This is a genomic window from Haloterrigena sp. H1, assembly GCF_005938085.1.
GTDB lineage: Archaea > Halobacteriota > Halobacteria > Halobacteriales > Natrialbaceae > Natrinema.
This window is the reverse complement of sequence record NZ_SMZK01000002.1, coordinates 142247-157490: the sequence shown is the minus strand read 5'-3', so window position 1 is coordinate 157490 and position 15244 is coordinate 142247. Positions and strand designations below refer to the sequence as shown.

The window sequence follows — 15244 nt, the reverse complement described above, 5'->3', positions numbered from 1 at the left end:
GGGTCCGTCTGAAACCCGGACGAGCTCACCCAGCGCGACCAGTGGCTGTTCTGGCTTCGACCCCACAAGGGTCCGTCTGAAACCCTTCATCGGGGTCGTAACTGCTACCAGACCAATTCTCGCTTCGACCCCACAAGGGTCCGTCTGAAACTTGTGCTCGAGGTCCCGCCAGAGTAGACGACGATCTCGCTTCGACCCCACAAGGGTCCGTCTGAAACTGTTGGACGTGACTTCACTCGAGGACCGATATAGGTCTGCTTCGACCCCACAAGGGTCCGTCTGAAACGAGGCCACCACCGAAACCATCGACTGACACTGTGTCGCTTCGACCCCACAAGGGTCCGTCTGAAACCGCGATAGACGCCCGGCGCCGAGCCGCCCGATCGGGAGCTTCGACCCCACAAGGGTCCGTCTGAAACGCGAATCCGAACCCTGGGGTTCCCTACGAGATACAGCTTCGACCCCACAAGGGTCCGTCTGAAACCCAACAGTCCAGGACCCGATCTTGGGTAATGGAGTCGCTTCGACCCCACAAGGGTCCGTCTGAAACGATGACCCGGAGACGGCGAGTGCCTGCATAGGGTCGCTTCGACCCCACAAGGGTCCGTCTGAAACTCGTCAGCGTATTCTTTCGCATCACCCTCAGAGAGGCTTCGACCCCACAAGGGTCCGTCTGAAACATTAGACTGAGCGATATTCAACAACGCACGCGCGCGGCTTCGACCCCACAAGGGTCCGTCTGAAACTTTGAGCACAAACCGAATGCCTTTCCCGATCAACCTGCTTCGACCCCACAAGGGTCCGTCTGAAACTCCATCTCGTCGTTCGTCGTAAAGTTAGCGTTAGCAGCTTCGACCCCACAAGGGTCCGTCTGAAACACTGGCTCGCGAGCGTGCCAGTTCCTTCGGGATCGTGCTTCGACCCCACAAGGGTCCGTCTGAAACTCGGTGACGTTTGTCGGTCAATTCTGGGATCCCCTGCTTCGACCCCACAAGGGTCCGTCTGAAACGTCCTGCATCGTGACGATGCCGTCGAACCGAGAGAGGCTTCGACCCCACAAGGGTCCGTCTGAAACAATCCACGTTTTCAGAAATTAAACTCTCGGTTGGCTTCGACCCCACAAGGGTCCGTCTGAAACGGTGGGTAAGACACGCCTATGAGTGCCCAACCGTTCGGCTTCGACCCCACAAGGGTCCGTCTGAAACACAGACACCGAGGGATACCTACAATTCGATAATACTGCTTCGACCCCACAAGGGTCCGTCTGAAACACCACATTGGCCGACTGAAATCAGTCCGTTTGCAGAGCTTCGACCCCACAAGGGTCCGTCTGAAACGGCATTCAGTGCCGGTGAGTTGGGCCGCTAGTCGCTTCGACCCCACAAGGGTCCGTCTGAAACACCCGACAGAGCAGACACTGCAGCCCCTCGTGCTCGCTTCGACCCCACAAGGGTCCGTCTGAAACGTGGGGTGATGGACTTGATAATACTATTCAGGTAGGCCGCTTCGACCCCACAAGGGTCCGTCTGAAACGATTCTCTTGAGACTTGTGCTTACACTCGGTGGAACAGCTTCGACCCCACAAGGGTCCGTCTGAAACCGATCTTGGCATGACCCCACAGGATCTTATCGAAGCTTCGACCCCACAAGGGTCCGTCTGAAACTCAATCTCTCCGCTCGGAATTGTATAGTCAAGCGTGCTTCGACCCCACAAGGGTCCGTCTGAAACCATGGCCGGTTAGACCACGTAAATAGCTCTATTGACTGTTTACACTTCATCGTTTCCGTCGACCTGCGATAACCTCTGTACCCCCAGGGGTCGATGGAACAACCGAGGACAGTCAGAGGAACTGATCGTCTGCGGCAGGATCGTCACCAAAGACGGTTCTCTCGACCATCTTTTCAGAGGAGACGTGGTAGATGATAGTTGATTCTCCGGGTTTGAGTATTTCGTCGACGCCGGATCGGATCTTTTCGAGGTCGCCTTTGGTCACATCTCCTTCGAGTACGGAGTTTTGCACGTGTGTGAGATATCTGCGGAGGAACTTCAGCATCTTGTGAGTACGGTCGGCTTCCATGTCGTAGACCACAACAATGTAGACCACACTCACCACCACCGTCGGAACGGGACGTACTCCTCGCCGGTCAGGAGGTGTTTTTTCAGTTTGTACGCTTCGACACGAAGGAGATACTGGTAGCTCACCTTCTTTCCCAAGTCCGGGTGGTCAATCGTCTCGTCGAGAGTCTCCTCGTATGCTTTCGAGTAGGTCTTTCGGCCGCCTTCGTTCAGGAGACAGGAGTTCATGTCGTCTTCAAAGTCGTCGATAGTTAGCTGGCCGCGGTTGACGAGTCTGAAAATGATCCGATCGGCCAGCAGCGGCTTGAACAGGTCAGCAATGTCCAGCGCTAGCGAGTACCGTCGTTCGCCGGGTTCGTGAAGGTAACTGACCGTCGGGTCTAGTGCAGTCGCACGGATCGCCGAGACGACGTTCGCGTAGACCAGCGAGTTGCCAAAGGAAATCAGGCTGTTGACCTCGTTGTTCGGTGGGTTGTACTGTCTGCCGCCGAAGACGAACCCCTCGGGAAGGATGTCGTCGAAGGTCGAATAGTACGCCTTTCGAGCGCGCGCTTCGACACCCATCGTCTCGTCGATCGTCCCCATTCTGTCGAGCGACGCCCGCGCATCCTCCAGTTCCTCCAGCACATGCTCAAAGTCGTGTCCACGCCCATTGTAGTAGGTGACGTTCGAGCGCATGTTGTGGATACTGCCGTCGACGAATGCCTTCGCAAGCTCGAGGCGGTGGTCCGGATCGTCGTAGGCTCGGACCTGATCGACAATCGTCTGACCGGAGGTTTGGCCCCGCTTTGGCATGATCGAGCCAGCGTAGTGGTCGTGCCAGCCGAAGACGTGGACTGCGACTCCTTCCTGATTGAGAAAGGAGACGAAACGAGTGTTGTAGTCGATCTGGCCGTGGAGGAAGATCGCCTCGGCGTTCTCGATCGGGAGGTACTTTTTCTCGCCGTCGTCGGTGACGACACGCACCGTGTCGTCTTGGCGTTCGATCCGTCCGTCGGAAAACACGTGGTAGTTGTCGTTCATGATCAACAGCTCCAGCAGAAATCGTGATAGGCACACGAGTCACAGACCGGCTTCTCTTCGGCCGGTGGCGGCGATTCTGCGCTGACGACCTCACGGATTCCACGGATAGCCGATTCGACCTCGGCGCTGGTTTCCGGAGTCAGTTCGATCGTCTCGCGTCGTTTCTCTGTCGGATGTGCCAGAACGCCGGTCTTCTCGACGCCGGTGACCCGATCGAGATACCAGAGGTAAAACAGCAGTTGCAACCGCGCTGGTTCGGTCATCGACGACGAGGGTTTGACCTCTAAGATTTCACCGCTGTCCAGTACGTCGATCGCGATGATCCCGTCGACACGAACGTCCCGGCGCTTGTCGGCGTATGCCGAGTCGTCCACATCGCTCCCGCGGACGATCGCTGGCGTGTCGCGATCGATCTCCACGTCGCGGCTGAGGAACCAGAGTTCACGCTCACAGACGACGTAGTACTGGAACATGACGCCGGTCAGTCGGAAGGGGAGTTCGGCGGTCTCGTCTCTGGCAGCGTCGAGAAACCGGTCGACGGGGTCGGCCGACGAGTCGGTCATAGAAACCGATCGTCGACGCTTGGCTCGTCCACAGCGAGACCTTTCGTCGTGTCGAAGTACGAGGTTCCCTGTGGCCGCCTGAGTACACGGAGGTCGGTATCACCAAGCGGTTCGAGGTGTCGAGCTGTCTCGGCCTCGGACGAGTCTTGGCTGTAGATCGGGAGCGAAACGGTGATGTCCTTAGCTTCGTCGCGACGGTTGCCGAAGGCGTCGTAGTCGAATTCTCTCACGGCCGACTCCATCGCATCGACAAGCTCTCGGTCGGCGTCCGTTCGGCAGACGATCACGTCCACGCTCTCGCGCTGGCCGATCAGTGAGAGTGTCCCGAGTTCGTCTGCTTTCGCCTCGTCGACCCACTCGACGTACTGTGGTGATCCCGGATTCCGGCCAGCGACGAGTCCGTAGTAGTGTTGAACGGCCTCGCGGGTCATCGTCCGCTCGGCGACGGTTCCATCGTTCGCACCGATCGCGTCGAGCGTTCTGGAAGTCAGTGAGATCGTACTCACTCCCTCGGAGTCGTAGACGGCTTGTGCTGGAGTCTTGGTCGTGCCCGCTGGTGGAGCGAGCCACCAGAGCGTCACGATCCCGCGGTCGCGCTCGAACGATCGGTTACACCGACCCGCCGCCTGAACGACGCTATCGATCGGTGCGATGTCGCGGTACACTCGATCGAAGCTGATGTCTACCCCGGCCTCGATGAGTTGCGTCGACACCGCCACGAGCGGAACGTCGCGCTCGGTGAGTCGCTTCGTCGCTTCGATGAGCACGAGGCGGTCGTGCGGGCGAAGGCGAGTCGAGAGGTGGACGAGTGCCCGTTCGTTCGAACCGAGCGTCGCCTCGACCCGTTTGACGAGAGCGTCCACGTTAGCTCCGTCATCGTCGAGTTCCAACTCGAGACACCGACCAACGTCGACGACCGCTTCGCGTTCCTCGATCGCATCCGTGAGTTCGGTGGCGCTGTCGATGGTGTTACAGATCGCGAGTACCGACTCGGTCTCGCCGGTCTCGTTAAGGATCGTCCGGCCAGCGGTCTCGTAGTCTACTGTCGCGTCGGTGTCGTCGAACGCGAGTACAGAATCGTGAATGTCGTACTCGACTCGTTCGAAGTGATCGAAGTATCTATCCACGTCGTTGACCAGTTCGAACGCGTCGTCGAACAGGGCTTGAGACGCCGCATCCTCGTCGTTTGCCGCCGGCTGGGTCGCAGTCATCGCGATGATCGTCGCGTCGTACTCTTCCGTGAGGATCGTCGTGATCCGGCGGACGAGCTTCCACCACTCCATTGGCAACGCCTGGGGCTCGTCCAGCACGATCACGGAATCGTACAGCGCCGGCAGTTTCATCGACTGGGTGTTGCTCGGGCCAACGAGGCTCTCAAAGAGTTGGACGAACGTCGTGAGCGTCATTCCGGAGCGCCAGCTCTCGGCGACCATCTCCGCGAGTCGGGCATGCTCGTCGGGATCGTCATCCGGATCACCGAGTTTCGTTACCGTCTCGGCCAAGTGGTGGTGGATCGTCAACAGGTCGTCTCGAGCGTCGGTGTCGAACACGTCCGTGAGTTCGTCGGCAACCTGATCGATGACGGAGGTAAAGGGCAATGCGTAGACGACCCGTTTATTCTCGCTTCGGAGCGCGAGAGCAGCATTGAGACCGGTCAGCGTCTTTCCCATTCCGGTTGGTAGTGTCAGCGTTGCAATCGACGTATCCGAGTCGCGGAACTGCTCGACACCGTTGAGTACGTCGTCTCTCGCCTCGTCACGGAGCGTATCGAGAGCGTCTTCCTGACTGTCTTCGTCGGTATCTCCTCCCAGGTCGGCGATGTACTCCGAGAGCGTACGAGCGTCCGGTTCGGACGCGTCGAGATTGCCGTCTTCGATACCGGCAGCCACCGTTTTGTCGGCGAGAATCAGTCCACTCCAAAGCTGGAGAAGCAGTTCGTAGAACTCGTCGGAAGGTGCCGAGCGGTCGTTACCGAAACCGAACATGGAGACGTGTTCGTAGACGGTCTCGAACAGGGAGTCGTCCTCCTCGTCGACCTCTTCGGCGAATTCATCCCACGACCCGTTACCATCGGTGGCGTCAGAGACGAACGATCGCGCGAATTCCCGGCGATGGTCGTCGACGTTCGCTACCTGTTCGACTAGGATTCGCTGGCGTTCGTTACTCGCCTCGCTCGTGTTGTCGAACCGAGATACTTTTTCGACGTATTCCTCCGTATCGGGGAGGCGACCGTGGTGTTTCGCGAGTGCGACGAAGGCCGCGAGACAGTCCTCGCTGTCGTAGCCCAGCCGGTCGAGGACGTAGTACCCGAGATAGGCCCCGAACAGGGAGTGGTTCGTCCGCTTACTGGTGTCTCGCTCGTCAACCACGTACTCCTGAAACCACGTCGTCGCCTTCCCGAAGTCGTGACATCGTGCCACGATCGCCGTCATCTCAGTGAGCGGGTCGCCGCCGATCGTCGTTGCGTCCGCGGAGACGACGTATTCCGCCCGTTTAGCTACCTCGTTCAGGTGATCGAGGAGCAACGTCGCCTCGTCGCCGTCCTCGGCGGGATGAGAGATCGGCGCATCCACCATCAGGTGAACACCACGGTTCGGTCATCGACTGAGTATGTCGACAGGTCAGCGAACGTGAGCGAGCCACCGTCCGGGTTGTAGGCGTAGGAGACGAACGCGCTGGTCGTCCGACCACCGTCGTCGCGTTCCATGAACGCGGGCGTCTGCTCGATCTGGTAGCGCGTCTCCGGCTCGGGAACGATCGAGTCGACGGCTTCGGGGACGGTCGAGTCGATAGTAACCGTGTCACCGCCGGGCCCCTGCTCGATCGAGAACTCACCGTGGTAGTCGACTGTCGCCAAGTACTCAGAGAGACCGAGGCTCGGAACGTAGTACGACTTCCCCGACTCGAGCAACGAGCGAAGTTGGTCGTACCGCTCGTCGTCGTCAAGCCATACGTCGATCCGATAGGCAGGATCGACGAGGACCTCGTAGTTGTGCTGCTGTCGAGGCTTGGACGGATCGGGGAGCTTGATGGAAAGTTTTCCACGAGGGTTCAGCGACGCTAGGTGTTCGTCGGCGGTCGAGAGCGTATTCATCGGTAGCTTCATCGTCCGCAGTTCGCTCGTCGGCTCGATTGCGACCAGCGACTCGCCCGGGGCGAACAAATCGTAGTAGCCGTCGCGTTCGATGCCCAGCATCGCAGCGATCAAGCCGGCGACAGTGGTCCGCGGGATGACGCGGTACGTCTGTTTCACGATGTTACCCTCGATACGCCGGAAGTGCCCCCAGGGTCCGCTGACCGTGAACGACAGGCACGTCTCAGCACCATCGGGGAGTCCTGAACCGATCGGTGCGTGCTCGGTCACAGCTCACTCCTCCGGCGCGGTCGCTTTCGCGTCTTCGTACACATCGATCACCCGGACGGCTTCACTACCGACCGCCGACTCGAGGGCGTCGTAGAGGAACTCGTGGTCGCCAGTCTCACCGTTGACGGAGACCTCGAGGACATCGCTGGCGACGACATGGACGGTGTCAATCCGATCGGATGCACCCTCGAGTCGCTCAACCAGTGCCGTCACGTCGACACAGATGTCACGGACGTTCCGGAGTTCCTCGACGGGGTTGGATTCCTCACTGTCAAGCTCGAGGTCCTGATCGAGCCCGCCGAGGTGGAAGCTCTCGTCGGCGTACTCGACTCTGAGGTAGAGCCGGGGCTCCTGTCCGACCTTGCTCCGGCTGATCGTCTGATTCTTCAACGCACGCCAGCACAGCGTGTCCAGTCGACGCACGTCCCGATCCGACAGGAGCGTATCTTCGGCCCCGTGTTCGTCGACAAGGCCGTGGAATCCGATAAAGGCATACTGGATACGGTGGTCGTCGAGGTCGAACCCGCCCTGTGCCTTGTCGTCGCCGGTCGCGATGACGCTGGTGAGGCTGTTGTACTCCTCGTTTTCCATGACTCGATGGAGCGACTTGCCGGGCGAGAACTGGACGGGACCAGTGAAGTGGTCCGGAAGGTGGTCGATCCTCTTGTCCTCCATGTCGACGCTCATCGTCGCGCCGAAGTAGCGAATATCGGCGCTGTTTTCGAGGAACTGACTGAAGACAGCGTTCTCGATGTCATCCTCGTCGACATCGTCGAGGTTGATGTCCTTGAGCCGGTCCTCGAGGAGGTCTTCGCGGGTCGCCTGATCGCCGTCGTCCTCCTTGACGTTACGAATGTAGACGCCGTGGCCGTCGTCCTGTAGTTGATCCCGCAGGTAGCGCTTGAGGCGAACGTCAGTGACGATCGCCTGATCCGTATGAGGGTCGATCCGCGGTCGGTTCGCACCGCTGAGGGGGTTGCCGTTGGGGTTCGCGTCGACTGCGTCGTACGCGAAGACGATCTCGGATCTGTTCGAGACAGTAGGGTAGTGTTCACTCATTGGTATTGGGGGATTCGTCGGTGGTTTCGTTGTCGGTCGTTGCGTCGTCCTCGTTCGTCGATCGGTCGTTCATGCCGTAGGTCAGACCAAGGGCGTAGTAGAAGCGAAGATCGTCGGTGCTGATCTCCCAGCCCGATGGATCGTTTCCGGCCATGGTTTCGACGATGGCGTTCGTGACCTCCTTATACATCGTCGAGTTGATGTTCGATCCTTTCTTGGCCATCTCCCGGGAGTAGATGACGTCTTTGTCGATTACCTCCTGGGTGATACGCTTGATCTTGGTTTTGGTCATCGACTTGATCGGGTACTGGTCGATGACGGTCGTCGACCGGTCGTGGTAGCCCTGCTGGTAGGTGCCGACTTGGCCGACGAGCGTGCCGAGCAGGAACGCACCCTTCCGTTCGGGGTCATCCAGACCGTCCGTCTGTTCGATGAACGATTCGAGCTTCTCGGTGCGATCGAGGGCGGCCGTGCCGCCGTCGGTTCGCGCGTGTTCTGGTTCCATGGTGTCGTAATCGGGACCGTCGATCAGTGTCGATTCGGCATCGCCGGCGTCCGTCGTGACGAGATCGGCGTTTTCGAGCGCGCACAACTGTGCGAACTGGGAGGCGATCAGAAGTTCCGGTACGTCGTCGCCGTCCCGATCGAGCAGTCGTTCGACGTAGGCGCTGACGAGCTGGGTCCGCGGTACAGGGTCGCCGGCAAGTATCGAGACGTGGACATCGATTCGCTCGTCGTCGACCGTTGCATCGGTGTCCTCGTCGGTGAAGGGGAACGTCCGGTAGAGATAGGCTCCCGATCCAATCATCTCTCGGAAGTCCTGGTACGTGGTGAGCGACCACTCCTCGTGGGAAGGCATCGGTGGTGTTCGATCACCGTTCCTGTCGTCGTTCTCGTCGAAGACCCAACTTCCCGTGATTTGTTCGTGTCGCTCCCCGACCGCAGTCGGGTAGTGGATCCGCCCGTTCAGCGTCTCACCGTACACGTCGAAGCGGGACATCTGGTGTTTCATGACCGCTGCGACGTAAAATCGAAGTCGACCCTCGGAATTCGCTTCGTGATCGCCCAACTCGTCGTAGAGCGTCTGGACCGGACCCATGTCGTCGGCCTGTGTGACGCTGTGAAGCGCCGCGTACAGGTTGTAGGTCTCCGCAGGCGTCGGTCGACCGAGGAAGTACGGGAGGTAGTACACGTCGGCGTTGAACGTCCGGTAGGAACAGGCGTCGACGAACTCCTCGGCGTTCATCAGCGTGACTGCCCCGTCCTCGGAGATGGGGTGGCTCCGCCACGCTTCGTCCGGATCTAATCCCGGGAACTTCTCCATCTGCTTGCCGAGGAAGTAGTTGAGCGGATCCTCCGCAGTGCCGACGGTTCGGGTGCGCTCACCGCTGATCAGATCGGTGGCCTGGCCAGCGGAGTTCGTCGCCTGTCCCTTCGAGACCAGTTTCGAGAGCTTCCGTGCACGCATCGCCTCGTTGAACACTGGCACGTCGCCGGGCCACTCGTAGTCCGCGCCCGCTTCTCGTCGAACCTGTACGGTTAGGAGTGCTGTAGTCGAACCGCCGAGTTCGGCCTTGACTACAGACCGGATCCGGTCGAGGTTCGATTCCTCATCGCCGACGGTTGCTAGCCCGCGAATGACCTCTCCATCCGGGTGTTCGTCGACAACATCCTGAACGACATCGTCAGTCGCCCACTTGGTCAGGCGCTCGCAGGCGTAGCGGGCCAACTTCTCAGGATCGCTGTTGCGTCCCGAGCGGTGCGTGACGCTGTGGTCAATCCCGCGCGCGGCGTTGTACTTGCAGTGGGCGACTTTCTGGACGAGGTCTTCGGTGTACTGAGTGATCTTGACGGGCCCATCTGCATCGAGTGCGGGTCGGTCGCCGGAGAGATCGACCTGGACGACGATCAGGCTTTCTTCTTCGCCGATCAGGTCGTTGGCCTGATCGGGTGTCAAATACGCCGCGTAGTCGCCGCCACCAGCCGTCGACAGCGTGTACAGTCGCCCGTAGAGGTGCTGGATGTCCCGGAGTGACGAAATCGGTCGATCTGGGAGTTCGTCTTCCAGTTTTTCGGGAGGGTACTTCTCGTGGAATTCGTCAGGATCAAGCATCGACGCGCTCCTTCCGGCCCGATCGCTGGTCCTCTTTCTCGGTGATGTTGACGAACCCGAACCCGAGCGAGTTACGCTCGCCGATGCCAGTGTCGAGCGCGAGATTCAGGTGGCGTCGGTGGTGGTCGTCGCGGACGGTGTAGTCGAACCGCCATTTGCTCAACACCCACGTCTCGCGTTGGCCCTGTGTCACGGTTACTGGGATCGAGAACGTCTTGATCAGGTCTGCCCCGTCGAACAGATCGCCGTCGGTCTCGGACGGGCCGGGCAGGTAGTCGGGACAAAACAGGTCGTGTTTCTTGTCGAGGTTGTTTTCGATCTGGTTGCGGAACGGCTCCATCGTATGTTGGGGTCGCCAGAACTCTGCCTCGTCGTGGTTGGTGTCGATGCCGTACTCCTCGAAGCGCCACGGCGGAATCCGAACCAGTACACCTGTTCCCGTCTCGAGCGTGCCTGATGTCTCCGGTTCGCCCACGTCGGTCGCCAGCCCGTTGACCGAATCGACGTGGAAGGGCATCTCGCCGATATTCAGCTCCCGGTCGTCTTTGAGATCGGCGGCGACGTTGGCGAGTAGTTCTTCGTGCGGCGACGCTACGAGTAACGTTCGCTCGTCGCCCTCCCGCATATCTCCCGGAGGGAACGGATTGCTGTATGTGAATCCTTTCGGGCGATCCTCGTCGTGTATTTCGTCGTATTCGGTCCCGTCAAGCGCGTTCCAGATTCGGCCTCGAAGCTTGTGGTGATACGTATTATCGTAGGCCGTGTCCGCACGTGCTCGCAGGTGTGCTATCACTCGCATTCGTGTATCTCCCTATTCCGTGTCATTATGTCATTGCGATATTCTAACTAATCGTATCATGATAAATGTGATTATAATAGAGTGACACTCAGTATTCTTGGAACTTCTATGAAGACCTCGACTCTGCACGTTTATATGTAGGCATCGTCAGAGGCGTACAGAACCGCTGAAGACTGAGATTTCTGATAGCGTTTTGTCGATGCTTCCTGTTGGGATCACCAATCTGGTTCGGGTACTGGCGGAAACAACGGCTGCAATCGAGGTACAGAGCAATTGGTCGTCTTCCGAGACGGTTGAAAACAGATGTTTCAGACCCTCTATCGAACTCACTGATAAATGTGCAGAGCCGAGTAAATCATTAAAAAATGGTCTTGTGGCCGGTTGGGGGATGTCGTTCATTGGCTTGAGGTGATGTTCACAGTAGTTTCAGTGTAAGGACTCTGAGCTATGTCAAAACAGTGACTTGATATCGAATCGTGCCTCGAGGTCTGACAGCGGCTGCTGGTCACTCATTGTGATCGCTCTCTGGCACTTCGTCTTCGTTGATCTCATAGATGCCATGCCCCAGTGGCTTGACGATATCGTCCTGTTTTAGACGCCCAAGTCGCTCTCGGACGTACTGTGAAGAGTAGCCCGCTTCTTCGGCGATAAGCGGTGCATTTGCACGCCCTTCGCGAAGCACGTTGAGGATCGCCCAATCAGCATCGCGCATATCGTCTGCGTCCATGGATTTGGTTGCTATACTCATCGGTGTATGATAAGTTGATGGCAATGGCCAAAAACCTACTGGTGATAACCTACAACCAATAGGTTTAATATATTGGTTGATAGAGTAGTAGCTGTGAGGCGCAGGGGGCCGGGAAAACCGATTCTCGGCCGGCTGTTGGAGCAGCCGACCTGCGTCCTCCGTGCTAGAAGGACAATGAGTGTTCAACCGCGAACCCACGAAACGGTTTCGGAAGCACAGACCACCGACCCACGTGCCAACTACATCTCCGTCGGCATCGACAACGAGGGCGCACACCACGTCTACCGGACGATCGACGAGTCCGTTCATGTTATCGAGAACGGCGAGCGCACCGTTCGCTACGACCTCGAGGACGTCGAGAAGACGATCGACGACTGGATCGACTACATCGCCGACCGTCGCGGCGGCTTCGAAGTGCAGTACCTGTTCAAGACGATGGCTGACGCGATCGTCGGCGCTGTCGAGGTGGGCGACCAATGACAATCGTCACCGATCACGAAGCTATCGCAAAGCGTGCCGAACAACTCGAGAGCGAAGGCGCTCGCGAGATGCGCCTGCGAGCGGAGGCCCGCGCCGTCGCCGGCTACGAACCGGGCGACATCGAAGCGACCGACGGCTCGGAGATTATTATCGCCGACGACGATATCCGTGCCTACAATCTCGAGACCGAGGACGGAATTTTACTCGTCGATACTGATGACGACCCACGTATCGCAACTGACGGCGGCTGTGACCAGTCCACCGAAGCGACCGTCGAATTCGTGTTCGAGTACACGACGATCAATGGCCGTTGCCGACGGGTGATGGTTGTCCCCGATACCGGTGGCGAAGCCTGGCGGATCGAACACGAACGCCGCAATAGTACGTGGAGAGAAACTGGTCGTGAACCGATTACCGAAGTCGATCTTCACGTCCAGGGACGGCCCAGTGAGCACGATTCTAGTGAAAGTGATCAAAGACAGTCTGCCGTGCCCGATGGCGGCCACATGAACCGTGAGACGTTCCTTACGGGACAGAGACACTACTGCGATATCTGCGAGTGTCCGTTCGACTCGCTCACCAAGCTGGCGAGCCATGACTGTCGACTCCAACCCGAGGGTAGCTAGCTGAGCCAGCACGCTAACTCGGGATTGCGTTGACTTATCCAGCGAAGTAGACCGCCGCACCTCGCTACTCGAGACGGAGCTACCAACCCCGGTAGACCGACACCGGACTTTCGAACACAAAGACGTCTTTCGGGGGAGACGACCACTGCGCTTTCTCGAGACGGCTCTCGAGTCGGTCGTCTACTGCTCTACCAGCGTTCCCGATATCGAACAGCAGCGCGAGTCGAATCGCCCGATAATGACATCGAATCCAGAACCAAATGAGCGCGAACACAGACTGTCCCGAACCTGACGCACAGACACTCCAAACACTTGCCGACGAACTCGAGCGCCTTCACGAGCGTGTCACAACGCTTGAGAACGAACTCTCTCGAAAGGACGACCTCATCAGTCGGCCGTGTTTAATCGCATGAGGGGAGCGGAATTTCCTGTTTTGCGGCCTTCTTGATGTTGTAAACCGCACACATCAGCGCGATCTCACGAAATTCTCGGTACCAGGTTCGCGCTCGCAGGGCGACGCCCAGCGAGCGCTTGACAGAAGAGAAGACGGTTTCTGACATTGCCCGTTGGCCGTAGAGTTCGTCATCGATCCGCGCGTTGTGCGCGTGATCGTACGGTGCATGGACGCAGTGCTTGATCAACGGCCGAATGTCGAGCTCTCGGAGGTCTTCTCGAAGCCAGTTACAGTCATAGCCCTTGTCCGCCGTGAGGACGCGCAACTCGCCCGCGTGCTTGCGGGCGAGTTGCTCACAGATCTCTGCATCACTCCCTTCCCACGTCGTAGTACAGTGCAAATCGAGAATCGCTTGCGTCTCTGTATCGACGAGCTTCGTCACTTTCATCGTCTGAACGCGGTAGTTTGTCCGTCGGCAGTAGTGGCGACTTGCACGGGAGCGGTCGAAGTACGTTGCGTCGATCGCGCCGATCTCACCGGTCTCGTGCAGCTGCGCTGAATAGCGCAGCAGCACTCGGCACACACGCATTTCGAGCCTATCGAACGCTAGACATAGCGTGGATGGATGAGGGAGATCGGCCGGTTCAAGGCCGATCTCCCGGGTTATTCGTGGCATCTCCGTCAGTATGTCAATGGTCATTCGATAGGACGTCCCAAGGTAAATTCGCAAGCAGTGAAGCGGAATCATCGCATAATCGGCGAATCTGCCGCCACCTTCCGGGGCGGCGGATTCGTCCGTATCGTCAGCAACTCTTTTAGCAATCCAGACACAGCGTTCGGTGAAGCGGAAGATTTGGGTTGGCACAATTTCCGGTCTTCCGCTTCAACACAGTGATTCTAACGACTCAACTCGACGCCGTCTAGCGATTAAACAGAGCCCATCAGTCACCTCGAAGCCGAACTCGAGGAGGCCCACACCGAAACCAAGGATCTCGAAGCACGGCTCGAGAACTTAGAGCAATCACAGACACCGATCGAAGCACGGCTGGACGCCCACGAGAAGAAACTCAACGCCAACAAAGACCGCGTCGGTGAACTCCAGGCACGAGAACTCGAGAAGGGGGCACACCTCCTGGAGGAACATATCGATAATGGGGAGATCGACGTTGTGGATGGCTGCCTCGAGCGCATCCAGAAAGACAACGGTGAGAGCTACTTCCGATTACCCGAGAGTGACGATCCACTCGATCGTGGTGGCGATGTCTCCCTCTCGTATGGAGATCTGCTTCCACTCCAGCAGCTCGCGAAGATGGACGAGGATATGCTCCGGGCGACGACATCGGCGCTTCCGTCACGGCTCGCTGCAAAGCTCTGGAAGGCACGTACCGATCCGGGAGTTGGAGACAACCCATGGAGGAAAGGGAGTGCAAGCGTTCGAGAGTACGTCACCGCCGGCGATATGAAACACTGGATTCGACGGCAGGAGAAGGGCATCAGTGACGACTACGCGAAGAAGTTGGTCTCGCGAACGATCGACGCGTTACTCGATCTCTCAAAGAGCAGGCTGGCAGTCAAAAAGCGAACACAGCGCAAGAACGGCCTCGAGTACACGGAACGACGTGTCTTGTTGATGGACGATGTCGACATCCCCGGTGAAATGGCCGGTTCCGGAGACACCTGACGTCGACAGGTGAGGGTGTCTCCCGACTACCCACAACCCCTGGGAAGGGTCTCACTCTATCCGCCCACCTAATATCCAGCACAAGAGCGGTTGTACGCAGTGTACTGTTAGTCTGTGGTACGTCGTTTGATCGGTCGTTGTCGGTCTTATTCCAAGGACTTCCCTGTGGGTGTGTCTGAAGACGCCAGCTGTCACCGGGACCCTGTCGTCTCGAGAATGTGAACTTGTAGATAAGAACGCAATTAGCGCTTCTCTCTACCCAAGAGCGAACCACTATTGTCCTCTGGACCAATAGCCTTATTGCATTGGTCCACGTA

Annotated in this window: 13 protein-coding genes, 1 pseudogene and 1 CRISPR repeat array (1 of these 15 only partly in view); of the genes and pseudogenes, 4 read left to right on the top strand and 10 right to left on the bottom strand. The window is 58.4% G+C overall.

Annotation, left to right across the window (positions count from 1 at the left end; translation table 11 throughout):
• A CRISPR array of direct repeats spans positions 1-1729; the repeat unit is 30 nt; unit sequence GCTTCGACCCCACAAGGGTCCGTCTGAAAC; it reaches 2793 nt to the left of the window's first position.
• Between the two features lie 112 nt (positions 1730-1841).
• The 9 genes from cas2 to E2L06_RS16075 form a co-directional block, all read right to left on the bottom strand.
• Complete coding sequence (cas2, locus tag E2L06_RS16115) at positions 1842-2105, bottom strand: CRISPR-associated endonuclease Cas2 (RefSeq protein ID WP_138782695.1); 264 nt, start codon at positions 2103-2105, stop codon at positions 1842-1844.
• A gap of 2 nt (positions 2106-2107) precedes the next feature.
• Positions 2108-3100, bottom strand: coding sequence for a type I-B CRISPR-associated endonuclease Cas1b (gene cas1b / locus E2L06_RS16110; protein WP_138782694.1), 993 nt, complete (start codon positions 3098-3100; stop codon positions 2108-2110).
• Between the two features lie 2 nt (positions 3101-3102).
• Positions 3103-3663, bottom strand: a complete 561-nt coding sequence (cas4, locus tag E2L06_RS16105; RefSeq protein WP_138782693.1) for a CRISPR-associated protein Cas4 — start codon at positions 3661-3663, stop codon at positions 3103-3105.
• Positions 3660-6239 carry a CRISPR-associated endonuclease Cas3'' gene (locus E2L06_RS16100; RefSeq protein WP_138782692.1) on the bottom strand — a complete coding sequence of 860 codons (2580 nt, stop codon included), beginning with the start codon at positions 6237-6239 and terminating at the stop codon, positions 3660-3662. The genes cas4 and E2L06_RS16100 overlap by 4 nt, the downstream gene beginning before the upstream one ends.
• Positions 6239-7027, bottom strand: coding sequence for a type I-B CRISPR-associated protein Cas5b (gene cas5b, locus E2L06_RS16095; RefSeq protein ID WP_138782691.1), 789 nt, complete (start codon positions 7025-7027; stop codon positions 6239-6241). The genes E2L06_RS16100 and cas5b overlap by 1 nt, the downstream gene beginning before the upstream one ends.
• Positions 7028-7030: 3 nt before the next feature.
• The gene (gene cas7b, locus E2L06_RS16090) at positions 7031-8086 is read right to left on the bottom strand and encodes a type I-B CRISPR-associated protein Cas7/Csh2 (RefSeq protein ID WP_138782690.1); all 1056 of its coding nucleotides are present in this window, start codon (positions 8084-8086) and stop codon (positions 7031-7033) included.
• On the bottom strand, positions 8079-10199 hold the full coding sequence (gene cas8b / locus E2L06_RS16085; protein WP_138782689.1) for a type I-B CRISPR-associated protein Cas8b/Csh1: 2121 nt from the start codon (positions 10197-10199) through the stop codon (positions 8079-8081). The genes cas7b and cas8b overlap by 8 nt, the downstream gene beginning before the upstream one ends.
• Positions 10192-10998: a CRISPR-associated endoribonuclease Cas6 gene (gene cas6 / locus E2L06_RS16080; protein ID WP_138782688.1), complete on the bottom strand. Its 807-nt coding sequence runs from the start codon at positions 10996-10998 to the stop codon at positions 10192-10194. Before cas6 ends, cas8b begins: the two co-directional genes overlap by 8 nt.
• 505 nt (positions 10999-11503) lie before the next feature.
• On the bottom strand, positions 11504-11746 hold the full coding sequence (locus E2L06_RS16075; RefSeq protein ID WP_249361473.1) for a winged helix-turn-helix transcriptional regulator: 243 nt from the start codon (positions 11744-11746) through the stop codon (positions 11504-11506).
• A 174-nt stretch (positions 11747-11920) separates the two neighbouring features.
• Here E2L06_RS16075 and E2L06_RS16070 point away from each other — a divergent pair, with 174 nt between their 5' ends.
• The 3 genes from E2L06_RS16070 (at position 11921) to E2L06_RS22030 (ending at position 13265) form a co-directional block, all read left to right on the top strand.
• A complete protein-coding gene (locus E2L06_RS16070; RefSeq protein ID WP_138782687.1) occupies positions 11921-12226 on the top strand; it encodes a hypothetical protein in 306 nt (101 codons plus the stop codon).
• The gene (locus E2L06_RS16065) at positions 12223-12852 is read left to right on the top strand and encodes a hypothetical protein (protein ID WP_138782686.1); all 630 of its coding nucleotides are present in this window, start codon (positions 12223-12225) and stop codon (positions 12850-12852) included. Before E2L06_RS16070 ends, E2L06_RS16065 begins: the two co-directional genes overlap by 4 nt.
• A 260-nt stretch (positions 12853-13112) precedes the next feature.
• A complete protein-coding gene (locus tag E2L06_RS22030) occupies positions 13113-13265 on the top strand; it encodes a hypothetical protein (RefSeq protein ID WP_171052399.1) in 153 nt (50 codons plus the stop codon).
• Here the strand turns inward: E2L06_RS22030 and E2L06_RS16060 are convergent.
• A complete protein-coding gene (locus E2L06_RS16060; RefSeq protein WP_394348734.1) occupies positions 13254-14111 on the bottom strand; it encodes an IS5 family transposase in 858 nt (285 codons plus the stop codon). The genes E2L06_RS22030 and E2L06_RS16060 overlap by 12 nt on opposite strands.
• A gap of 123 nt (positions 14112-14234) precedes the next feature.
• Between E2L06_RS16060 and E2L06_RS16055 the strand changes: the two are divergent.
• Positions 14235-14927 (top strand): annotated as a pseudogene (locus E2L06_RS16055) (hypothetical protein); the annotation flags it as partial.
• Positions 14928-15244: the final 317 nt, after the last annotated feature.